Genomic DNA, 22350 nt, shown 5'->3' on the forward strand with positions numbered 1-22350 from the left:
ATATCGGTTTTTCTCGGATAAAAGTTAAGGGAAATCTGTCAATTAGCGACAAATAAAAAAGCCTCCGCATTCTCAAATGCAGAGACTCCCAGACTTCTAGTTCGTACGCCGCTGTTGCTCGGCATGCTTGATTTTCAACCGCCGATACGCATTGATCAACGGGCGGTGGCGGCGGCTTACCAGGCCGACGATCTCGGTGCCCAGGTGGGTTGCGATCAGCAGCAGCACCATGACGATGATGGTTGTCCATTTTGTCGTCTTGGTGAGCACAATCGCCATCGTACCGAAGAAGACGCTGATCGAGTAGATGGTCAGCACTGTGGAGCGGTGCGACAGGCCCATGTTGAGCAGACAGTGGTGCAAGTGCCCTTTGTCCGGGCTGGAAATCGGCTTTTTGTTGACAATCCGGCGCACGATGGCAAAGAACGTGTCCCAGAGCGGAACGCCCAGTACGACGATCGGGATGATGAAGGAAACGAACAGTGCTTCTTTGAATCCCATGATCGACAGGGCGGCCAGATTGAAGCCCAAAAAGAGCGAACCGGTGTCGCCCATGAACAGGCGGGCCGGGTGAAAGTTGAAGTACAGAAAACCGATGATGGCACCCAGGAGCACAAAACAGTAGGTGGCGACCTTGTAATCGCCCATGAGCAAGGCCATAATGGCCATCGTCGCCGTGGCGATCGCGGAGACACCTGCGGACAAGCCGTCCAGGCCGTCGATCAGGTTGACAGCGTTGGTCACACCGACAATCCAGAACATCGTGATCGGGATCGCCAGCCAAAACAGCCAGCCGCTGCTGAAGTCAATGCTGCCGGTATACGGGAGATTGACGACTCCGATTTTCAGGCCAAAGGGAACAACCACAAGCGCGGTCGCGACCAGTTGGCCAAGCAGCTTCCATTTCGGGGAGAGCTGGTATTTGTCATCCAGCATCCCGACGATCATGACAATGGTACTTCCGATGAAAATCCCCAGCATTTCCCCCATGCTCGAGTACGGCACAAACAGGAAGAACGCGACCAGATAGCCCAGGTAAATGGCGAGCCCGCCCATCCGCGGCATGATCCGCGTATGTACCTTGCGCTGGTTCGGCGCATCTACTGCTCCTACCTTGACTGCCAGTTTTTTCACATAGGGTGTTGCGATAAATGATATGATCAGCGAAGTCAAAAATCCGAGGATTAATGTAGACATCGACTGTTCTCCTCTCTACGGGTGCATCCGGGAGCGGCTACTCCATTTTTCTCTCAAGACTGTCAGGACAAACCGCGGAATGGCGAGCTGACGCTTCCAGCGGGATGGCTGGGACAGCAGCCGATAGAACCATTCCAGATGCAGTTTTTGCCACATGGCAGGTGCGCGCTTGACTTTCCCGGAAATGACGTCGAAGCTGCCGCCTACCCCCATCATCAGGGAAGCGTTCAACTGATCGCGGTACTTGGCCATCCAATACTCCTGCCGCGGCGCCCCCAGCGCCACAAAAAGAAGATGGGGCCGTTTCCCGGCGATTTCCTTCACGATTTGCTCTTCTTCGTCTTGTCGGAAATATCCGTCCCGATACCCGACGACGCCCGCGCCCGGATAACGCTCGGTCAGCTTCTCGGCTGCCAGGCGGATCACATCCGGATGCGCTCCCAACAAATATACTCTCCAACGGCGCCGATCCGCTTCGGCCATCAACGCCTCCAGCAGCTCGACCCCCGTAACGCGCTCATAGATCGGCTGATTCGTCCATTTGGCCGCGTATACAATTCCGATGCCGTCCGGAACTACATAGGCTTGTTCGACAATGGAGCGAAAGTCCTGGTGCTCTCTCGCCAGCATGACGATTTCCGGATTGGCGGTCACGACATGCGTGCGCGCGCCGCTCTCGATCCTGTCGACCATGTATGCGACGCTCTCGCGAAAGCCCCGTGTAGAAAACGGTACGTCCAATATTTTTGCGACCTGCCTGGTCAATGTTTTCACCTTCAATGCATAAGTTGCCCACTTGCCATTTTACCTGAAAAGAAAGGCACATTCAATACGATCATGAATGTGCCTGAACGCCTGCAGTCAGGGCAAACATCAAACCGCCCTCTGCGACTACCTTGCCATTTACCGATGCCTTCCCGTATCCTTTGCCGATGGAGCCGCGTACGCGCGTCAGCTCCACGTCGAGCGTCAGCGTGTCGCCGGGCTTGACCTGATCTTTGAAGCGGAACTCGTCGATCCCCGCAAACAGACCGATTTTCCCTCTGTTTTCTTCCATGCTCAAAATAGCGACAGCGCCGACCTGCGCCAGAGCTTCCACAATCAGGACACCCGGCATGACCGGATAACCGGGAAAATGGCCTTGAAAAAACGGCTCGTTGACCGTCACGTTCTTCACGCCGACCGCGCGCTTGCCCTGCTCCAACTCCTCGATCCTGTCCACCAGCAAAAACGGGTACCGATGCGGAATAATCTGCTGAATTTGTACAACATCCAAAGGTGCCTTGATTTCCATGAATCACCACTCCATTTCCATTGATAACGAAACTTGTCCATGCATGAAGAGCGAGCTGCCATGTGAGAATAAAAACATCACCCGTCTTTCGCCAGCGCGGAGGTCCGGGGTTGAGATAAAGGAGCGCTTCCCGTCCTGGAAGTGCTCTTTTCCCACCATTACATACGGTTCAACAAACGAAACTTCCCAAGGTAGATCGCGCTCGTGATAAAGGAAAACACAATCACCGTCCACAGAATGGCTTCGCTGTATTGATACCGGAACATCACCAGCGGAAAGACCAGATAAAACAAAACTGTCGTAATTTTGCCGTATGTATTCGCTGGTACCGTTTTCTTCCCCCTAAGATGGTATACCGCTCCCGTCACGATCATCGCAATGTCTCGTGCAAAGAAAAACAGGGCAGCCCACAAGCTGATTCGCTCCGTCAAAAACAACGACGCGATGACAGCCATCATCATCAGTTTATCGGCAAGCGGGTCCAGCATGATTCCGAGTGTGGTCACCAGCTTATGTTTCCTCGCAATGTACCCATCAGCTATATCCGTAAGCCCCGCCAGAATCAGGATGCCCAATGCGATCTCGACATGATACGGCTGAGCGGAAAAAAAGATATACAGGTACAAAGGGATGAGAACGATGCGGAAGATCGTAAGCAAATTAGGAAGATTCACGGATATCCCTCCGTAATCAAATCGTCACTTCCTTCTTCAACCACTCGATCTATTATACTCTGTGGACAACTTCCCCAACAAGCAGGAAGCCCAACCAAAGGTACGGGCTCCCTGCGCATTCGTTATTCGTTTGTCCGCTTTCCTGTCATGTCCCTGCAAACAACAGGTCCCACATATGCTTGTATGTACCCAGATCAAACACTTCCGAAGTCGGCTTATGTCCAACGACGCCATAACCGATCATCAGGCCGACGACCAGAGAGATGAACAGCAGAAACGGAACCATCACGATCTTGATCATGATCATGGGCAAATTCCTTCCTCTTTGCACGCGTTCTTTGGCCTTGACCTCCTGGGTATCACGCGGGAATTGTTGTCCTCTGCCTCGATCCATGCTCCTCTCTCCCGTCATCTTCATTCGACTTTCCGTCATCGTGCGCGAAGCGAATTGGCTATGCCCATCATCTGGTCGCTGATGCCGAGCGCCCGGGAATTCAACTGGTAGGCGCGCTGAATGTTCACGAGCTGGGACATCTCCTCCATCATGTTGACGTTGGAGGTTTCCAGAGCGCCCTGGCGGAGACTCGCGAGCCCCTCCGTCAGCGCATTGGTGTACTTCCTGTCCGGACTTTCCCCGAAAGCCAGCTGCGCGTCGAACAGATTTTGTCCCACCTGCTGCAGTTGGTCAGGGTTGTCCACTTTCCACACGCCGATGGTGCCGTATTCGGTGCCGTCCGCACTGATCACGCCTTCTTTGGAAATCTGGATGTTGCGGATCGGCTGCTGCAGAACGATCGGAGTGCCGAACTCGTCGGTCAGAATATGACCGGACGGCGTATGCAGGACATAGCCGCCCTCGTCGTTGTTGTATTCGATCTGGAAGGCGCCGTTGCGCGTCAGGCGGCTTTCTTCCTGAACAATCGCACCCGTGGCATCCTTGATTTTTTTCGTGACGAGAAAGTACCCGTCTCCCTCGATCATTACATCTGTCGGCACATCCGTCTGTTTGGCGCTGCCTTGCCCCATGTCCAGCTTGGTCAGGCCTAGACGGGCACCGCTCCCGATGCGCAGGCCAGGCGGCGTATTGCGGTTGACCTTGTCCTCCTCCGGCTGCTTGTTCATCGAGTCGGAGAGCAGCTCGGAAAACGACGCTACACGACGCTTGTACCCGACCGTATCAAGATTCGCCAGATTGTTCGCGGTATTGTCCAGCGCCTGCTGGATGCCGCGCAGGGCAGCTGTAGAAATGTTAAGCGACTGCATCTATGCTACCTCCTGTTACCCGTTTACCCGGCCAATTTCGTTCGCCGCTTTGTCCAAGGTGCCATCGATGGTGGTAATGACACGCTGGTTCGCTTCATAGGCGCGCAGGGCGCTCATCATGGCTGTCATCGTCTGCATCGGATCGACGTTGGCCCGCTCGATCCAGCCTTGCTGGGTGCCGTATCGACCTGCGATCCGCGGTGAATCGTACTCGCCGGCAGCCAATGCGGCCTGGTCGTTGGCTTCCGCAACATCCAGCGGCTCTACTGCGCCGTCGCCTTCCCAGCGGAAAATGTTCGTGCCTTCCCGCACGAGCTTCTGCGGATCGGTTACGACAGAAAGCCCCAGCCGTTGGTTGTTCGGCAAGTTTTCCAGCGCACCAGTGGCCGGATTTTCGTACTGCAGTTCGCCCAGGCGGCTGATTTTCAAGTCCTTGCCTGCAAAAATGCCCGTGTCTGGATCATTCACGCGAATCGCTTTATTCTCATTATCCAGTACATAATAGCCGTCCGGCGTCACCAGATAGCCATCCGCATTCACGCTCCAGTTGCCGTTGCGCGTATAGCGAATGTCACCCGGCTGGGCTGGCTGACTCGCATCCTCCAGCTTCGCCACGCTGTAAAACAGACGGCGCTCCTTCCCGTCCTGGTCTGGCTGCAGGTTGTCGAGCAGCGCGACGTCGTACGGATTGCGGGTCTCTGCGATGTCGCCTTGCGTAAACATAGGCAAAGCCTCCGACATGTACACGCCGGTGTTCAGACGACCAATCACGGCAGCCTGTCCACTCAAATTCGGATAGCCTTGAACATCAGGTCCTTCCTGGTCGCGAATGCGGGAAATCAACTGCTCCGGAAAGGCACGCATGACGCCCACGTCCTGCTTGTACCCCGGAGTGTTCACGTTAGCCAGATTGTTCGCCAGCGATTCCTGCCAGTTCTGCAAGGCGAGCATGCCCGATGCAGACGTATACAAGCCTCTGATCACGTGATCTTACCCCCTGAATAGTTTCTTGCTCCGGTGTGCCGGCACTTTGTCCAGGTAGTCCAGCATCATTCCTGTTCCTTTGACTACGCACATCATCGGCTCGTCCGCTACCAGCACAGGGACCTTCAGCTCGTCCGCCAGTATTTGATCGATCCCGTGCAACAATGCGCCGCCGCCGGTCAGGAAAACACCCTTATCAATAATATCGGCAGAAAGCTCCGGAGGTGTTCGTTCCAAAACGGTTTTCGAGGCTTGTACAATCGCACTCACCGACTCGGCCAGGGCTTCCTGGACTTCACCCGATCGAATGGTAATGGTCTGCGGCAGTCCGCTTACCATATCCCGACCCCGAATGTCCATTTCGTCCTGGCGCCCGCCGGAAACGGTCCCGATCTGAACTTTGATGTCTTCAGCCGTACGTTCTCCAATCAGCAATTTGTATTTATTTTTTATGTACCGCATAATAGCCACGTCAAATGTATCGCCCGCTACTTTGATGGAGGATGATGTCACAATGTCGCCCATCGACAGTACCGCAACATCGGTAGTACCTCCACCGATATCCACTACCATATTGCCCGACGGCTGAAAAATGTCCATACCTGCCCCTACTGCAGCCACTTTCGGTTCTTCCTCAATATACACTTCTCTGGCCCCGCCGCTGCGTTCAGCCGCCTCGCGAATTGCCTTCTGCTCCACAGAAGTAATGTTGGTCGGGCAGCAAATCAGAATGCGCGGACGAGCGAACATGCTTTTCCCGTCGATTTTGGCCAGGAAGTGTTTCAGCATGGCTTCAGTAATTTCAAAATCCGCAATGACGCCTTCTCGCAAAGGTCGGATCGCTACAATGTTCCCTGGGGTACGGCCCACCATGCGGCGCGCCTCGTTGCCCACAGCCAATACTTTTCTGGTTTTGCTGTCAATTGCTACGACAGATGGTTCATCCAGGACGATTCCCTTGCCTTTTACAAAAACCAAGACATTGGCTGTCCCCAAGTCGATTCCGATATCTTTGCCAAACATGAAAGGTCCTCCCTGTTACCAGTTACATTTCTACCTAATATCATAGGCTCTTCGACGTAAGAGGACAAGAAAATCTTTCTTACACGCTCTCCTCCTGTTCCATGCGAACCTTTTTACTGCGCCGTTTGTACTTGATTTTCGTAGCTTCGCCTCCCCGCAAATGTCTGATGGCTTTGTGATATTCCAAAATTTCCTTTACCTGGTTCGCCAACTCCGGATTTATTTCAGGCAGCCGTTCAGTCAAGTCCTTGTGCACTGTACTTTTGGAAACCCCGAACTCTTTGGCGATCATCCGGACCGTATTTCGCGTCTCCACAATATATCGGCCAATTTTGATGGTTCGCTCTTTGATGTAGTCGTGCACGTCACTCGCCTCCTTGTATCTGCATTGTCTGATACAATATATGGGTGCGCAGGGACACATATTCTACGTTTCCAAGCCTGACAAGCCAGCACGGCCGCATCTTTTTTCAACAGGTTGTACCAGGAGTGAAAAACCGGCAGCTGCGCATACGCACAAAAAAAACACCTGTAAAAGCAAGCTTTACAGGTGTTTGCTGCGTGTTATTGGTTTTTCGTTTCCGTGTCGCCTGAAATCAGGTATTGCTCCGGATTGACCGGCTTGTTGTCGACGCGGACTTCAAAGTGAAGGTGGACACCGGAATCCTTTTCATATTCATTGCGTCCGGCAGAACCGATCACCTGGCCCTGAGTCACCTGGTCGCCAGGGTTGACGACGGCATTCTCCAGGCTTTGGTAGACGGTGACCATCTTGTCTGCGTGCTCCACTTCCACCACTTTGCCGACGAGCGGGTCGTTTTCTACCTTGATGACTTTCCCTGCCAGGGCAGCCACGACATCGAAGCTTTTGCCATCTGTCGACTTCAGATCAATCCCTGTATGCGGGAAGAACGAGTTGTTGTACTTGACCAGCGCTTTTTGCTGGCTGTCTTTGGAGGCTTGCTCATCGTAGAAGCCCATCCCCAATTCGTACTGCACTGCTTTTCCGACGGGCCAAGCCAGCTGCTGCACAGAACCTGCAACCGGTACCGCTTCATCGCCTTGTGGCTCTACTGCCCTAGTCTCAGGGGTCGTCACGACCACGTCATCCCCAGCATTCGTCAGATTGGATACCGTGTTCATGACGCTGCCCTGATACCACATCACAAAAGCGAGAATGATTGCTGCGGTGCCGATGTAGATTGCAGGAAACGCCCACTTCTTGCCCAAAACTTTTTTCCAAGAACTTGCTTTCTTGAATGGAATCGGTTGATTTTGATTTTTTTGATCTTCCATTTTATTCATCACCTCATCCCTCAGTATCGCCAGAATTTTGGCGTATAAACCTGAAAGACAAGGGAAACGTAAAAATTTGCGCAGCCGTAACTAAACGGGGATGATTTTCGTAAAGTTTTGCAGGGAGATCCCTTGGTAGAAGTACTTCACGATCTGCTCCGCGTTCTTGCCGCTCTTGGCCATGCCGTTGGCTCCCCACTGGCTCATGCCGACGCCGTGGCCGTAGCCTTTGGTCGTGATGTACACCTGGTTGCCGCGCATTTCCATGGTAAAGGAGGACGAATTCAAATTCAGCTTCTCCCGGAATTCCCGTCCGGTGAACTCCTTGCCGCCGATGCTGATTTTGCCGACGCGGTTGCCTGTCGTCCTGCTTTCAATCTGGTACCAGGCTCCATTCGTAGATGCCTCCTGCGCCAGCTTGATACCCAGGTTCTTTTCCAGTTCTGCCGTCGTCATCACGACTGTCTCCTCGTAGCGCGGCGACTGGATGTCCCACGGGCTCGGAACGCTCTTCAAATACGGAATTGCCTTGTCCCAATACTCACCCGAGTTTTCCGTAAAGCCGTTGCTGGTGGAAAAGAAAGTGGCGTCGATCGGCTTCCCTTCGTACGTCAGAACGATCCCCGCCGTTTCCTGGACGGCCTGGAGAATGCGCTGGTTTTTCCAGGCGTACTGGTCCTTCCATCTCTCGCGTCTCTGACTGTCATCGATATAGACCTGATGCTGTACGGTGTCCAGCACCTGCGCTCCCTGCGGCACATCGTCCAGCTTGCCTTCGCTCAGCCTGCGCACGATGTAGGTCCGCGCCGCCATCGCTTGCGCCTTTAATGCCTCCAGCTCAAACTCCGCAGGCATCTCGGCTGCTACGACGCCGGCGACGTACGTCTCCAGCGGAATCGTCTCGACCGCCTTTTTCTCCGTACGATAGACCTTGATGAAAAGAGGCGGCTGGGCAGCGAGGTTGTCCGGAGCAGATACGGCCACATCCGCCTGTTTGGCAGTCGGGACCGCCGGGGCAAACACGCTAACCAGCGCGGCAGGAATGGCGACGAGCAAGATCGGCAATACGATAAACCACATCAGCAGGTAACGTTTCATGCGACAGATCCTCCTCGGTAAGTAGCTAGACACTGTTATGTCTATGTGCTGCCCCAAGGCGATAGAACGCGAGAATGAGAGAGAAGCGAGAGTAAAAAAAGACCCTCTGCTATTCACAGAGAGTCTCGCGTTTGCCATATGGTTGACATATTGATCAGGCAAAATTGGGAGAGAAGCTCATCTTCATCGTTTCGGCTACGCTTACCTCGCGCTTCCTGGTGTCCGGGCGCACGCGCTCCACGTCAGCCCCCAGGGCGAGCAACTTTTCCGTGAAATTCACGTAGCCGCGGTCGATGTGGTGAAGAGCGGTAACTTCCGTCTCCCCTTCGGATACCAGACCTGCCAGCACGAGTGCTGCACCTGCGCGCAGGTCTGTCGCAGCCACTTTGCTGCCGGTCAGCTTGGAGCCGCCTTCGACAATCGCGCTGCGTCCTTCGATCTTGATATTGGCATTCATGCGGCGGAACTCTTCCACGTGCATGAAACGGTTCTCAAATACGGTTTCCGTGACGATGCTGGTGCCTTCCGATACGAGAAGGAGCGCCATCATTTGCGCCTGCATGTCGGTCGGGAAGCCCGGGTATGGCAATGTCTTCAGGTCAACGGCTTTCAGCGAACCCGTCCGGCGAACGCGAATTCCATTTTCCTGCTCGTCCACATCTGCGCCCATCTCCCGCAGCTTGGCGGTCACAGACTTGAGGTGATCGCAAATCGCCCCTTCCACGAACACATCCCCGCCTGTAATCGCAGCAGCCACCATAAAGGTCCCCGCTTCGATCCGGTCCGGAATGACGCAATGCGTGCAGCCTTTCAATTTGTCCACGCCTTCGATGCGGATCGAGCCTGTGCCTGCTCCGCGAATCTTCGCTCCCATCCGGTTCAGGAAGTTGGCCAAATCTACAATTTCCGGCTCTTCTGCCGCATTCTCGATCACGGTCGTGCCTTCTGCCAGAGCGGCGGCCATCATGATATTTTCCGTGGCCCCTACGCTGGCAATATCGAGGTAGATTTTCGCGCCCTTCAAGCGGCCATCGACCTTTGCATCAATGAATCCTTGTCCGATCTCGATTTTGGCTCCCATCGCCTCAAAACCTTTGAGATGCTGATCGATCGGCCGTGTACCAATGGCGCACCCTCCTGGAAGCGCGACACGGGCATGTCCCTGTCTTGCCAAAAGCGGGCCCATGACGAGGAAAGAGGCACGCATTTTGCGGACGAGTTCATAGGATGCTTCCACGCTGGTCAGCTGGGCAGCACGTACTGTCAACACTTCATGATCATATGTAAGGGAAATTCCCATCGATTTCAAGAGGTCGCATATTGTCCTGACATCGTCAAGCGCCGGCACATCCGTGATGACGCATGTCCCTTCTTCGGCCAGGATAGATGCTGCAATAATAGGGAGCACGGCATTTTTGGCGCCGGAGACTTTCACAGTTCCCGACAATGCCTTACCACCGCGGACAATAATTTTATCCAATGTGTACCCCTCCGCGTGCTAATATTCCACTGTGATAATTGGTGTTCCTACGGTGATCCACGTTCCTGACGAATCGCTGTCACGATGGGTCGCCACCTGTAGATTCATCTTTTGCCCGTTTAACGCAATGAACGGTTCCCACATGCGGGTGTACCCGGAAATGCTGACAACCGTTTCATCCTGCAAACGTTCAAGTTCTGACGCCTGGAGGGACTGGAAAATCGACAAAATCTTCCCCTCCTGTTGGTCAACACTCATCTTATCATTGTACATTCCGCGAATACAAGTGCTAATTTGCGGAATAAAGTCGGCTTTTTTCAGGGCATTCGCGAACGATTTCTGCATGTTTTCCATATATAGTAGCGATTGAGGGCCCCCCGTCAGCTCCAGTACCAAATATGAGTCGAAAGAACCATTTTTGGAAACGCCTGACACCCCGAAGCTTACACGAACGCCCTCTTGCACGATTTCGGTCTCATAAGCAATCAGTTGATGCTTCCGCGAAATTTCGACATGGGAAAATGGAATCTCCAGTTGCCCGGCCCAACGTTCTGCCAACTCTTTGACTTTCTCCGTGCTGTCCACCATTCCCATGGAGGCACGTGCACGCACCTGAATGGTTTTTGCCGTAGCCCCTGAATCCTCCAAAACACGCAACAGCTGCGCGGCGACCGGCTTTTCTCCCGTCGCTTCTGCAGGCATCCGCCAGATGGCGCCCATGATCATGACAAGTGCCACAGCCAGCGCGACTGTCCCGGACCATTTCCCCATGTTATCCCTCTCCCCGTTACATGCAACTCTTTGTACTTCTCATTTTGCACATGAAACTGGGTGGATATACCAGCGGTTCCCGTGGAAGTTTGGACGGTCAGGAGAACATGTTGCCGAATGCGAGCGACCAGCCCAAATAATCGAGAAAGAAGCGGGAAATTTCGTACCCGATCACGATGGACAACAGGATTTGCAGCAGCTTCGCCTGTGCTCCGTTCGGGTGTTTCAGTATCTTTTCAAAGCTCAGCGACTGCAGTGACCACCAGCTAAGACCGATGGATACAATCGTCAAAATAATGCTCAGAAAGCCGTACACTTCTTGCGGCATTCTCATTTCCTCCTCTGCTCTCTAAAAACTTGCGCAACTGATGCGGGCAGCAGAAAACCGGCTGCGCCAAGTCTTGGCAAAACGTTGGTTGACTTGCCTCCCTGCATGAAAAAGGGACAGCCTCGTGACAAGGCTATCCCTCTATTGTACATGAAGCGCTATCCGGTTACGAGGTTCACTGCAAAGTCGGCGGCAGCATGTTTCCGAAATCGAACGACGGATTGAAATGCGCCTGGACGTAATCTGTCACCAGTCCGGGGAACGCGCCGAAGAACACGGTCGCCACAGCCATGACGAGCACGAAAGCCCAGATCCCTTTCGGCACATACAACGGCGCCTCGCTCGCCCCCGGGCGCATGTACATCTGCCGGATGATCCCGAAGTAATAGTAGTACGACACGACGCTGGTGATGATCATGATGGCGGAGAGCCAGTAGTTTTCCCGCGCCAGCGAGCTCATGAACAGATAAAATTTCCCGAAAAACCCTGCCGTGACCGGAATTCCCGCCAGAGATAGCAGGAAGATGCTCATGGCGACAGCCAGGATCGGCGAGCGGTGATACAGCCCGGCGAAGCCTTTCAGGTCTTCGGTTCCTTGCTCGCGGGAGACGACCATAATTACAGCGAACGCACCAAAGCTGACGAGCAAATACCCGAACAGGTAGAAGATGACTTCGCTGAAAAAGAGCGTGGTCGGCGGCACAAACGGAACGAGCAGATAGCCGGCCTGGGCAATCCCCGAGTAGGCCATCATGCGCTTGACGTTCGTCTGCCTGAGAGCCATAGTGTTCCCGATAATCATCGACGCCGCCGAGATGACGGCGAGGTACAGGCTTCCCTGTTCAAAGAAGAAGCGGCTGGCTCCGTCTGTCACCTGGAAGAAGGCGATCAGCAGGAGGCGGAACAGCATCGCGAACCCCGCCGCCTTGGACACTACCGCGAGAAAGGCGGTGACAGGCGTTGGCGCTCCCTGGTACACATCCGGCGCCCACATATGGTTCGGGGCTGCCGAGATTTTGAAAGCGAGACCGACGGCCAGGAAAACAAAGGCCATGTAAATGAGAAACGGATAGCCCGCCATGCCGGCTTCAGCCAGGCGCGTCGAAATCTCGTAGACATTTGTCGTTCCCGTCAAACCGTACACGTAGGACATCCCGAACAGCGTGATGGCAGTCGCAATACCGCCGGAGACGACGTACTTGAACGCCGACTCGTTGGAATGAAGCGACTTTTTCCGCAATCCGACCAACACGTAGGAAGAGAGAGACAACAGCTCCAGCCCGACAAACAGCGTGATCAGGTCTGCGGAGGAGGCCATGACCATCGCGCCCAAAAGCCCCGTCAGCAGCAGGTAGTAATATTCGCCCGTATGCTCCACTTCCTGCTGCTTCAAATACGACAGCGACATCAGCAGAGCAAAGGCCGTCCCTGCCAGAAACAGCAGCTTGAATGCATTGCCGTAGTTGTCGATGCGAATCATGTCTGCCATGTAGCTGTACGGCTTGTCGAGTGTGCCCACGTTCACGAAGACGAACACGGCTGCGAGCACGACACCGACGAGAGACAGCCAGCCGATCACCTGCTTGCCGAGTCTTTTCCCCGCGAACAGGTCCAGCAGCGACAGCACGGTAGCAAAGCCTAGAATGATAAACTCGGGCAGAAGGTAGCTCCAGTTATACGAGAATATATCTTTAACGTCCATGGATTACCCTCCTATTCCCGTGACAATGGGTACGATCGTTTTCAGAGCTTGCTGCATCGGGATTCCCAAGAGAGCCGGATACACCCCGATGAGAATGATGCAGCCCAGCAAAACCACCATCGGGATGACTTCCATCGGCTGCGCGTCCGCCAGTCCGATAAACCGCTCCGGCATCTTGCCAAAGGTCGTGCGCAGGATGGCCCGCAGCAGGTAGACCGCCGTCAGCACGATGCCGAGCGCACCGACCGCCGCGAGCACCGGCATCCGTCCGAACAGGCCAAGGAAGGCGAAAAACTCGCTGATAAACCCGGACATGCCCGGCAACCCGAGGGAAGCCATCGCCCCCGCCAGCAGGATTCCGCCGGCAAACGGCATCGCTTTGGCCAAACCGCCCAGGTCGTCGATCATCGAGGTCTGCGTCCGGTCCCAAATCACGCCGATCAGGAAGAACAGCAGCGCCGAAATGAAGCCGTGGGACACGACCTGGAACATCGCCCCTTGAAAGCCGATTGTGTTCATCGAGGCAAACCCGAGCAGCACGATTCCCATGTGGCTGATACTGGAATAGGCCAGCACCATTTTCAGATCCTTCTGGACAAAGGCCAGCACCGCGCCATACAAGACGTTGATGATCCCGAGCACGGCGAACCAGGTGGAAAACTGGTAGGCCTCATCCGGAAAGAAGCCGATCCCCATTCGCAACAGCCCGTACGCCCCCATTTTCAGCAAGATCCCCGAGTGGATCATGACGATGGACGGGGGAGCCTGTACGTGCACTTTCAACATCCACGTATGGAACGGAAAGACAGGCAGCTTGATGGCAAAAGCGATGAACAGCGCCATGAACAGTCCGTAGCGGAACGCCGGTGTCAGTGCTGCCGCTGCCGGATTCTCCGGCGTGGACAACATCGTCACGATCTGGTCGATATTCATCGTGCGCGTCATGACAAAGAGGACGATGAAGGCGAGCAGCATAATCCCGGAGCCGATCCCGTTGTACAGCAGGAATTTGTTCGCGGCATGCTCCCTCTCGCCGTAGCCCCAGATGCCGATGAGGAAAAACGTCGGCACCAGCGTCATTTCAAAGAAAATGAAGAACAGGAACAGGTTGTTGGAAGCAAACACACCCAGCATCCCGATGAGCAGGATATGGAACAGGATGAAAAATTCCTTCAACCTCTTTTTGACCTGCCAGGACGCTACCGCTGCCAGCGTCGCGATGATCGACGTCAGCAGGACGAGCGGCATCGAAATCCCGTCTACCCCCAGATCGTAGCCGATGTCAAAGGTAAACATCGCGCCGGACTGGGACATCCCGATCGGAATGGAGATCCAGTCATGTTTTTCCACGAACTGCAGATTCGCCGATTCGTTGTTAAACGAGCCGTACATCCACAGAGACAAAATCAGCGGCAGCAGCGTTCCGTAAATGCCGATCTGCTTGATTGCCCCGCCCTGATGATTCGGCACAAAAGCGAGGATGACGATGGCCAGCAGCGGTGAAAACACCAATGCCGTCAAGAGAATATTAGCGACCGAATCCAAAGAGCCCACCTCCTTGCGCCGTCAAGCTGATGGCGACGATCAAGAGCAGCAATCCAAACAGCACCATAGCCCCGTACGACTGGATCTGTCCGCTCTGCACCCGCGCATGCAGGGAGCCGATCCCCCGCGTAATTTTTGCGGTCAGTCCCACCAAGCCGTCCACGATGTACCTGTCGAAAACACCGAGGACGATGCCCAGCCATCTGAGCGGCCGGACGAACACGTAATGATACAGCTCATCGACGTAATACTTCCGGTACGACAGCCTGTAGAGCCACGGCAGCGTCTCCGGAATGGCATCGGCCGAAACCGATTTTTTTCCGTACATCAAATAGGCAAGCACGATTCCCAGGATGGAGACGACCAATGCCAGCACCTGCAGCCAGGCCGCCGTATGTTCGCTTCCCTCTCCGAACTGGGTGGCGATCGAATTGCCTGTGTTTGAATCCAGCAGCCATTGTGACAGCAACGGCGCGTACGGCGTATTGACGAAGCCGGCGACGATCGCCAGCACAGCCAGCACCAGGAGCGGACCCGTCATGACGGCCGGAGACTCATGCGGCTCGTGTCCGCCATGGCTGCGCGACTCTCCGGTAAACGTCAGGAAGTACAGACGGAACATGTAAAATGCGGTAAAGAATGCAGCGACGAGCGCGATTACCAGCAGGTCGTAGCGGTGCGCCCCGTAGACGGCTCCCAGGATCGCCTCTTTTGACCAGAATCCGGAAAACGGGAAGATCCCGGCGATCGCCAGACAACCGATGAGAAACGTGAGCGCGGTAATCGGCATCTTTTTCCACAATCCGCCCATCTCAAAGACATCCTGCGTATGTACCGCATGAATGACGCTGCCTGCTCCCAGGAAGAGCAGCGCTTTGAAAAAGGCGTGTGTCATCAGGTGAAAGGAGCCTGCCACATACCCCGCCGCTCCGGCGACACCCAGCGCCATCATCATGTAGCCGAGCTGGCTGACCGTCGAATAGGCGAGCACCCGCTTGATGTCCCGCTGCGTCAGGCCAATCGAAGCCGCGAAGATAGCCGTAAACCCGCCCACGTAAGCCACGACAGTCAATGCGGTCTCCGAGGCGATAAACAGCGGATAGGTCGCGGCCACCAGATACACCCCGGCCGCTACCATCGTCGCAGCGTGGATGAGCGCCGATACAGGGGTGGGACCTTCCATCGCGTCAGGCAGCCAGGTGTGCAGCGGGAATTGGCCCGACTTACCAACTGCTCCCACGAAAATGAGCACCGCTGCTGTCGTCACCATCCACGGCTCCAGCCTGCCCAGTCCGACACTCTCGAAAATTTGCTCGTAGTCGAAACTGCCGGTCCACCAAAACAGCAGACAGATCCCGATGAACAGGCCGAAATCGCCTACGCGCGTCACGATAAACGCCTTTTTGGCTGCCGCCTTTGCTTCCGGCTTGAAGAAGTAGTAGCCCACAAGCAGGAAGGAGCAAACCCCGACCAGCTCCCAGAAAATGTACACCTGCAGCAGGTTCGGCGAGATCACCAGCCCCAGCATGGAGAAAGTGAACAGCGCAAGGTACTGATAAAACACCGGAAAACGCTCGTCGCCATGCATGTAGCCTCTGGAGTAGATTTGAACCAGCAGGCTGACGAGGGTCACGATCACCAGCATCATGGCATTGAGCTGGTTTACTTCAAAGCCCATATTGATCACGATGTCTCCGACCTGGAGCCAATCGACGACAAACTTGTAATCGACCGCTCCCCCGTGGAATCTCTCCCAGAAGGCGAGAGCGGCGATCACGAACGAAACTGCCGTCAGCAAGATGCCGACGAAAGAAGCTCCTTCTTTCAACTGGCGACCAAACGAAACGATCACGATGAAAGCAAGAAGCGGAAACAGAGGGATGAGCCAGGCATAGTGCAGTAACGTATCCATCTTTGTCCTCCTTTTCGGGTTTCCACCTTATCGTTTCATTTGATCCATTTCGTCCACGTTGACGGTCGCCTTGTTGCGGTACAGCGCGATCAAAATCGCCAATCCCAGCGCTACTTCAGCCGCCGCGACAGTCATGGAGAACAGCGTGAAAATTTGCCCGGTTACGGCAGGATGCAGCCCGTATTTGGAAAATGCGACCAGGTTGATATTGACCGCATTCAGCATCAGCTCGATCGACAGCAACACGACCACAGCGTTTCGCTTGGTCAGCGCCCCGTACAACCCGACACAGAAGAGAATCAATGCGACCAGCAGATAGGAGGTAATGCTTACTGTCATTACTTATCCCCCTCCTTTTTCGCCATGATGATCGCCCCGACCAAGGCGACCAGGAGCAGTACAGATACCAGCTCGAACGGAATGACGTACTTCGTGAATACTTCCAGCCCGATTTCCTGTGCATTGCTTGCGGTTGTCGGCGCTGGCGGCAACGGTGCCGGCCACTGCGTCCGCTGAATCCCCCAGAACAGCAGGGCAAAAACGAGGACGATGAACAGGAAGATGAACCGGTTCTTCCACTTGCGTCCCGTTCCCTCGTCTAAGGCATCGTGCTTGGTCAGCATGATTCCGAACAGCATCAGGATGGAAATGGCACCGGAGTAGACGAGCACCTGCGCGACGCCGACGAAATCGGCTCCAAGGAGCACGAACAGACCGGCGATGCTGATAAACGTAATACCGAGCGATATCACCATGTGCACAACGCGGGTAAAGCTGATCATAAAGACGGCGCCGCCAATCGTCAGCAGAGAAAGGATAAAAAAGGCTGCAAATTCGCCTGTCATCGCTAATTCTCCTCCCTGACGTTCGTATTGTTGTCATCCAGCCACTTCAAGTTCTTGTACAGCTCATCTCTGCTGTACACCGCCAGCTCGAAGTTACCCGTCATCACGATTGCTTCTGTCGGGCACACCTCCGTGCACAGGTCACAGAGAATACAGAGCTCGAAGTTGATGTCGTACGTGTCGATAATCTTTCCTTTTTTGTCCGGGTCCGGATGAGGTCTGCCTGTCAGCTGAATGCATTCTGTCGGACATATGCGTGCGCACTGGTTGCAGACGATGCACTTCTCCGGGGAAAAGTGCTGGATGCCGCGAAAACGAGGCGGCATGGGAAACGGAACATCCGGGTAAAAGTGCGTGATTTTTTTCTCGGTCAGCTTTTTAAAGGTGTATCCCAAGCCTTTGGCCAATCCTAGCATGTGTGTCACCCCTCCGTTTTGAGAACTTCGCTGCGCCAACTCTTTGGCGAGCCTACGCAATGAAACTCGGAACGCGGCCAACTCATCCCGTGTCGTTTTCTCCCTGCATCCTGATCAAAGCGTGCCGTTCTGATACGAGATGACGACAGCCGTGAGCAGGATGTTAAACAGCGCCACGGGCAACAGCACTTTCCAGGCGAACGACATCAACTGGTCGACACGCATGCGCGGCATCGTGGCACGCAGCCAGAACTGAAAGAAGACATAGAGGGAAAACTTCAGGACAAACCAGACGATTCCCGGAATGAAGCCAAGAGCCGGATGAATCGGCAGCCAACCGCCGAGGAACAGAATGGTGATCAATGCCCCCATTCCGAACATGTATACGTACTCGGCGAGCATGAACATGGCAAAGCGGAACCCGGAGTATTCGACGTGATAGCCCGCGACCAGCTCCGACTCTGCTTCCGGCAGGTCAAACGGCGTGCGGTTCAGCTCCGCCTGTGCGGCTACGAGAAAGACGACAAACCCGATAAATTGCGGAACGATATTCCAGACATCCCGCTGTGCCTCGACGATTTCCCGAAGATTCATACTGCCGGTCATTAGAACGATTCCCACTACGGACATGACCAGCGGCACTTCATAGCTGATCATCTGCGCAGCAGAGCGGAGACCTCCGATCAGCGAGTACTTGTTGTTCGATGCCCAGCCTGCTGTAATGACACCCAGGACCGTGATTCCGGAGAGTGCGATGTAGTACAAAAGCCCAATGCCCAAATCGGCAAACTGAATGCTTTCTGTAAACGGCATGACAGCCAGTACACCAAAAGCGGGCGCATAGGCCAAAACCGGGGCCAGCGTAAACAGGGCTTTGTCAGCATGCTCCGGTCGCGTGTCTTCCTTGAGCAAGAGCTTCGTCACGTCTGCGACCGTCTGCAAGAGCCCCAGCGGTCCGACGCGGTTCGGCCCGATCCGCAGCTGCATCCAACCGATCACTTTTCGCTCAAAGTAGATGGCGTAGGTAACAAATCCCAGCAATACTGCGAGCAATACGACTGCCGCCAGGATAAACCAGAAGGTGGTTCCCCATGAGGGTGCTTGCTGCAAGAGTGCGCTCATTAACAGTCAACCTCCCCGAGCACGATGTCGATACTGCCCAGAATGGCGATCATGTTGGCGAGATTTTCTCCCATGAGCAGCTTGGGCAGGATTTGCAAATTGGTAAACGAAGGACGTCTGAACTTCAGCCTCCATGGCTTATCCTTGCCCTGGCTGGCGATGTAGCAGCCGATTTCTCCCCGCGGGGATTCGATGCGCACATAGGTTTCACCTGCCGGCGGACGAATGACACGCGGGACTTTGCCGATGACTTCTCCCTCACTCGGGAATTGATCGAGCGCCTGCTCAAGAATGCGCAGCGACTGTTCGATCTCTGCCATGCGCAGCTGGTAGCGCGCCATGCAGTCTCCCTCTGTGGCTGTAGGGACGTCAAACTCGAAGCGGTCGTAGATGCAGTACGGTTCGTCCTTGCGCAAATCCCATTTGATCCCGGTCGAGCGAAGCATCACCCCGGAGAGCGAGTAATCCAGCGCCGTCTTCGCATCAAATTTTCCGATTCCTTTGATCCTGCTGATAAAAATTTCGTTGCCGCTCACGAGCTGATGGTAATTCGGCAGTTCCTTTTTCATGTATTGCACGAACTCTTTGGCCTTCTCGATCCATCCGGGCGGGGCGTCCCATTTGACTCCGCCGATCCGCATGTAGTTGAAGGTCATCCGCGCTCCGCACAACTCGTTGAACAGGTCGAGAATCATTTCCCGATCACGGAAAGCGTAAAGAAACGGTCCCATCGCCCCGATGTCCAGGAGATAGGTGCCCCACCAGACCAGGTGGCTGGCGATCCGGTTCAGCTCCATCGCAATCAGCCGCAGGAACTGGGCACGTTCCGGAATTTCCAGCCCCATCATGGTCTCGACCGCGTGACAGAACACGTAGTTGTTCGTCATCGCCGACACGTAGTCCATCCGGTCGGTGTACGGAATAATTTGCGTGTAGTTCAGGTTCTCTGCCAGCTTCTCCGTGCCGCGATGCAGGTAGCCCATCACGGGAATCGCTTCGCGGATGGTCTCCCCGTCGATTTTGACGATCAGACGAAAAACGCCGTGTGTGCTGGGATGCTGGGGACCTACGTTCAGGAGCATCTCTTCCGTGCGAATGCCCGTGTCCGGTGAGGTCTCGATTTGAGTCGTGAGGATGTTCTGGTCCATGGGTTAAACCTCCTCGTCGTATTGCACATAATCTTTTCGCAACGGGTAGCCCACCCAGTCATCCGGCAGCAAGATTCGACGCATATCCCTATGTCCCGGGAAATGGATGCCTAAAAGGTCAAATGCTTCCCGCTCGTTCCAGTTGGCTCCCTGCCAGATGCCCATCACGGAAGGGACAGTCGGATTCTCTCTGTCCGTCTTGACTTTTACCGCCAAATTTTGCCGATTTTTGTAGGAGTAGAAATGGTAGTAGACCTCCATGCGGTCATCGTAATCGACGCCGTGCAGATCGGACAAATAGTCGAAGGCCAACTGTTCGTCTTCCTTCAGGAACGATGCGACTTCCTGCCAGCGTTCGTTCTTGATGACCAGAGTCGGGACTTCTTTGGCCAGCTCATTGATATAGGACGCTTCCAACACGTCAGCTCCGAATGCTTCCGTAATGCGGGAAACGTATTTGTCCAGGAATGGCTGGTTTTTGGATGGTGCCTTTGGTGCCTCTTCGGCAGCCCCAGCTCCATCGGCGCCTTGCGCTGCTTTGGCTTTTGCGGCTGCGGCAGCGGCGGCCTTGGCTTTCGCAGCGGCGGCGGCTTTTGCCTTGGCATCATCACTGCCTGCATCACCGGCGTCAGTCGCAGCTCCTCCTGCCTCGCGTGCAGCTTTTGCTTTCGCTGCTGCGGCTGCTGCCGCCTTGGCTTTGGCTGCAGCTGCGGCTTTTGCCTTGGCATCGGCATCTGCTCCTGCGGGCGTCGTGCCTGCTTCCTTGGCTTCCTTCGCCGCCTTGGCTTTTGCCAGTGCTTCAGCGGCGGCTGCGGCCTTTGCGGCTTTCTTTTCTTCCGGCGTCATTTCCGATACCGGCTTGGTCGGGGCGGCCGGGGCTTCTGCGGGGGCAGACGCGTCTGTGACCTGTGTTGCGTCAGCCTGTGCAGGTCCTTCTGCCGCTGGTCCCTCTGCAGCTTTGTTTTCTCCCGCCGCTTCCTGTTCTCTTAATTTTCGCAATGCTTCTGCCTTGGCACGAGCCTCGGCTGCTGCCTTTGCCTTTTCCTCGGGCGTCGGCTTGCGTTTTTCGTCGCTCATTGACTGGTCACCCGCTTCCCAGTCTTCGCTTCATAGCGAATCTTTTCTTGTAATTTATTTATGCCATAGATCAACGCTGCCGGATTGGGCGGACAGCCGGGGATATACACGTCTACAGGGACGATCTGGTCCACGCCTTTAACCACACTGTAGGAGCGCACGTACGGGCCTCCTGCGGTCGCACAGGACCCCATGGCAATGACCCACTTCGGCTCCGGCATCTGATCGTACAATCTGCGAAGGAGCGGCGCCATTTTCTTCGTCACGGTGCCTGCGACGATCATCACGTCGGACTGACGGGGCGACGCACGAAAAATCACGCCGAAACGGTCGAGGTCGTACCGGGAACCGCCCGTCCCCATCATCTCGATCGCGCAACAGGCGAGACCGAATGTCAGCGGCCACAGCGAGTTGCTGCGCACCCATCCTTTTACCGTCTCCAGCGTCGTAAACATGACGTTGCGCTCCAACTCTTCCCGCAATTCAGGCGCAATGCTTGTCAAATCTAGTTCCATTCCAGCACCTTCTTTCTCCAAGCGTAGATCAATCCAACGACCAGCAAGGATATAAAGATGACCATCTCCACCAGGGCAAACAGCCCCAGCTTGTTGTAGGCGACGGCCCATGGATACAGAAAGAGCGTCTCTACATCGAAAATCACAAACATGAGAGCGAAGATATAATACTTCACATTGAAGCGCACCCAACTGTCCCCTACCGGAATGTTACCGCTTTCATAAGTCGTTTGCTTCTCTCGCGTCGGTTTCTTTGGACGCACCAGCGGACCGATGAAACTGACAGTGGCCACGGGCAATAACACACCAAGGATCAAAAAGATGGCGACAATGACATAATTGTTGGTATACATGTCATTCACCCACGTTCCCTCCGCTTTCGTGAAAGTGTATGAAGCCTTGCTTCGTGCCCTCTGATGGAGTCGATATTCCTTCAAAGGAGTATTGCCAGCAGTATTCGGATGTAGAATTTTGAGCAGCGCATTCTGATACTGATAGAAAAAAATACCTTTATCATTATAGCAAATCGCCCAAAAAGTGTCTAACGAAAGCAATCCCGATCTGCCAAATAAAGGGAGTGGCCCAGAGAATTTTCCCTGAGCCACTCCTGGAAACATTGATGACCAAACGAAACCGTTTGAATCACCAATCAAGCATTCT

Annotated in this window: 25 protein-coding genes; all 25 read right to left on the bottom strand. The window is 54.7% G+C overall.

What is annotated here, in order from left to right; genetic code table 11:
* Nucleotides 1-96: 96 nt before the first annotated feature.
* The 25 genes from ACFSO0_RS00035 to ACFSO0_RS00155 all read right to left on the bottom strand — a co-directional run bounded on the left by ACFSO0_RS00035 (nucleotide 97) and on the right by ACFSO0_RS00155 (nucleotide 22043).
* Nucleotides 97-1197 (bottom strand): glycosyltransferase family 4 protein, encoded by a 1101-nt coding sequence (locus ACFSO0_RS00035; RefSeq protein WP_376874483.1) that lies wholly within the window; start codon nucleotides 1195-1197, stop codon nucleotides 97-99.
* A gap of 15 nt (nucleotides 1198-1212) precedes the next feature.
* Nucleotides 1213-1962 carry a WecB/TagA/CpsF family glycosyltransferase gene (locus ACFSO0_RS00040; RefSeq protein WP_376874792.1) on the bottom strand — a complete coding sequence of 250 codons (750 nt, stop codon included), beginning with the start codon at nucleotides 1960-1962 and terminating at the stop codon, nucleotides 1213-1215.
* 70 nt (nucleotides 1963-2032) lie between these two features.
* Complete coding sequence (fabZ, locus tag ACFSO0_RS00045) at nucleotides 2033-2491, bottom strand: 3-hydroxyacyl-ACP dehydratase FabZ (RefSeq protein ID WP_376874486.1); 459 nt, start codon at nucleotides 2489-2491, stop codon at nucleotides 2033-2035.
* A gap of 158 nt (nucleotides 2492-2649) precedes the next feature.
* Nucleotides 2650-3171 carry a CDP-alcohol phosphatidyltransferase family protein gene (locus tag ACFSO0_RS00050; RefSeq protein ID WP_376874795.1) on the bottom strand — a complete coding sequence of 174 codons (522 nt, stop codon included), beginning with the start codon at nucleotides 3169-3171 and terminating at the stop codon, nucleotides 2650-2652.
* A 139-nt stretch (nucleotides 3172-3310) separates the two neighbouring features.
* The gene (locus tag ACFSO0_RS00055; protein ID WP_376874489.1) at nucleotides 3311-3559 is read right to left on the bottom strand and encodes a DNA-directed RNA polymerase subunit beta; all 249 of its coding nucleotides are present in this window, start codon (nucleotides 3557-3559) and stop codon (nucleotides 3311-3313) included.
* A 35-nt stretch (nucleotides 3560-3594) separates the two neighbouring features.
* On the bottom strand, nucleotides 3595-4428 hold the full coding sequence (locus tag ACFSO0_RS00060; RefSeq protein ID WP_376874492.1) for a flagellar hook-basal body protein: 834 nt from the start codon (nucleotides 4426-4428) through the stop codon (nucleotides 3595-3597).
* Between the two features lie 15 nt (nucleotides 4429-4443).
* Nucleotides 4444-5412, bottom strand: coding sequence for a flagellar hook-basal body protein (locus ACFSO0_RS00065; RefSeq protein ID WP_376874495.1), 969 nt, complete (start codon nucleotides 5410-5412; stop codon nucleotides 4444-4446).
* 6 nt (nucleotides 5413-5418) lie between these two features.
* Nucleotides 5419-6435, bottom strand: coding sequence for a rod shape-determining protein (gene mreB / locus ACFSO0_RS00070; protein ID WP_376874498.1), 1017 nt, complete (start codon nucleotides 6433-6435; stop codon nucleotides 5419-5421).
* Between the two features lie 79 nt (nucleotides 6436-6514).
* Nucleotides 6515-6799, bottom strand: a complete 285-nt coding sequence (gene spoIIID, locus ACFSO0_RS00075; protein WP_376874501.1) for a sporulation transcriptional regulator SpoIIID — start codon at nucleotides 6797-6799, stop codon at nucleotides 6515-6517.
* 200 nt (nucleotides 6800-6999) lie between these two features.
* Complete coding sequence (locus ACFSO0_RS00080) at nucleotides 7000-7731, bottom strand: peptidoglycan DD-metalloendopeptidase family protein (protein ID WP_376874504.1); 732 nt, start codon at nucleotides 7729-7731, stop codon at nucleotides 7000-7002.
* A gap of 90 nt (nucleotides 7732-7821) precedes the next feature.
* Nucleotides 7822-8829, bottom strand: a complete 1008-nt coding sequence (spoIID, locus tag ACFSO0_RS00085) for a stage II sporulation protein D (protein WP_376874507.1) — start codon at nucleotides 8827-8829, stop codon at nucleotides 7822-7824.
* 154 nt (nucleotides 8830-8983) lie between these two features.
* Nucleotides 8984-10309 (bottom strand): UDP-N-acetylglucosamine 1-carboxyvinyltransferase, encoded by a 1326-nt coding sequence (gene murA / locus ACFSO0_RS00090; RefSeq protein ID WP_376874510.1) that lies wholly within the window; start codon nucleotides 10307-10309, stop codon nucleotides 8984-8986.
* Between the two features lie 18 nt (nucleotides 10310-10327).
* Nucleotides 10328-11080 carry a YwmB family TATA-box binding protein gene (locus tag ACFSO0_RS00095; RefSeq protein WP_376874513.1) on the bottom strand — a complete coding sequence of 251 codons (753 nt, stop codon included), beginning with the start codon at nucleotides 11078-11080 and terminating at the stop codon, nucleotides 10328-10330.
* 97 nt (nucleotides 11081-11177) lie between these two features.
* Nucleotides 11178-11408 carry a DUF1146 family protein gene (locus ACFSO0_RS00100; protein ID WP_376874516.1) on the bottom strand — a complete coding sequence of 77 codons (231 nt, stop codon included), beginning with the start codon at nucleotides 11406-11408 and terminating at the stop codon, nucleotides 11178-11180.
* 175 nt (nucleotides 11409-11583) lie between these two features.
* Nucleotides 11584-13110: an NADH-quinone oxidoreductase subunit NuoN gene (gene nuoN / locus ACFSO0_RS00105; RefSeq protein ID WP_376874519.1), complete on the bottom strand. Its 1527-nt coding sequence runs from the start codon at nucleotides 13108-13110 to the stop codon at nucleotides 11584-11586.
* Between the two features lie 3 nt (nucleotides 13111-13113).
* Nucleotides 13114-14655, bottom strand: a complete 1542-nt coding sequence (locus tag ACFSO0_RS00110) for a complex I subunit 4 family protein (RefSeq protein ID WP_376874522.1) — start codon at nucleotides 14653-14655, stop codon at nucleotides 13114-13116.
* Nucleotides 14639-16567 (bottom strand): NADH-quinone oxidoreductase subunit L, encoded by a 1929-nt coding sequence (nuoL, locus tag ACFSO0_RS00115; RefSeq protein ID WP_376874525.1) that lies wholly within the window; start codon nucleotides 16565-16567, stop codon nucleotides 14639-14641. The genes ACFSO0_RS00110 and nuoL overlap by 17 nt, the downstream gene beginning before the upstream one ends.
* Before the next feature lie 27 nt (nucleotides 16568-16594).
* Complete coding sequence (nuoK, locus tag ACFSO0_RS00120) at nucleotides 16595-16906, bottom strand: NADH-quinone oxidoreductase subunit NuoK (protein ID WP_376874528.1); 312 nt, start codon at nucleotides 16904-16906, stop codon at nucleotides 16595-16597.
* Nucleotides 16906-17412, bottom strand: coding sequence for an NADH-quinone oxidoreductase subunit J (locus ACFSO0_RS00125; RefSeq protein WP_376874531.1), 507 nt, complete (start codon nucleotides 17410-17412; stop codon nucleotides 16906-16908). The genes nuoK and ACFSO0_RS00125 overlap by 1 nt, the downstream gene beginning before the upstream one ends.
* A 2-nt stretch (nucleotides 17413-17414) precedes the next feature.
* Nucleotides 17415-17828 carry an NADH-quinone oxidoreductase subunit NuoI gene (gene nuoI, locus ACFSO0_RS00130; protein ID WP_376874534.1) on the bottom strand — a complete coding sequence of 138 codons (414 nt, stop codon included), beginning with the start codon at nucleotides 17826-17828 and terminating at the stop codon, nucleotides 17415-17417.
* Nucleotides 17829-17942: 114 nt separating this feature from the next.
* Nucleotides 17943-18950 carry an NADH-quinone oxidoreductase subunit NuoH gene (gene nuoH, locus ACFSO0_RS00135; protein ID WP_376874537.1) on the bottom strand — a complete coding sequence of 336 codons (1008 nt, stop codon included), beginning with the start codon at nucleotides 18948-18950 and terminating at the stop codon, nucleotides 17943-17945.
* Complete coding sequence (locus ACFSO0_RS00140; RefSeq protein WP_376874540.1) at nucleotides 18950-20098, bottom strand: NADH-quinone oxidoreductase subunit D; 1149 nt, start codon at nucleotides 20096-20098, stop codon at nucleotides 18950-18952. The genes nuoH and ACFSO0_RS00140 overlap by 1 nt, the downstream gene beginning before the upstream one ends.
* A 3-nt stretch (nucleotides 20099-20101) precedes the next feature.
* Nucleotides 20102-21175 (bottom strand): NADH-quinone oxidoreductase subunit C, encoded by a 1074-nt coding sequence (locus ACFSO0_RS00145; RefSeq protein WP_376874543.1) that lies wholly within the window; start codon nucleotides 21173-21175, stop codon nucleotides 20102-20104.
* Nucleotides 21172-21690, bottom strand: a complete 519-nt coding sequence (locus tag ACFSO0_RS00150; RefSeq protein ID WP_376874546.1) for a NuoB/complex I 20 kDa subunit family protein — start codon at nucleotides 21688-21690, stop codon at nucleotides 21172-21174. Before ACFSO0_RS00150 ends, ACFSO0_RS00145 begins: the two co-directional genes overlap by 4 nt.
* Nucleotides 21681-22043: an NADH-quinone oxidoreductase subunit A gene (locus ACFSO0_RS00155; protein ID WP_376874798.1), complete on the bottom strand. Its 363-nt coding sequence runs from the start codon at nucleotides 22041-22043 to the stop codon at nucleotides 21681-21683. Before ACFSO0_RS00155 ends, ACFSO0_RS00150 begins: the two co-directional genes overlap by 10 nt.
* Nucleotides 22044-22350: the final 307 nt, after the last annotated feature.

The sequence above is a fragment of the Brevibacillus sp. GCM10020057 genome, assembly GCF_042683565.1.
In the GTDB taxonomy this organism is placed as follows: Bacteria; Bacillota; Bacilli; order Brevibacillales; family Brevibacillaceae; genus Brevibacillus.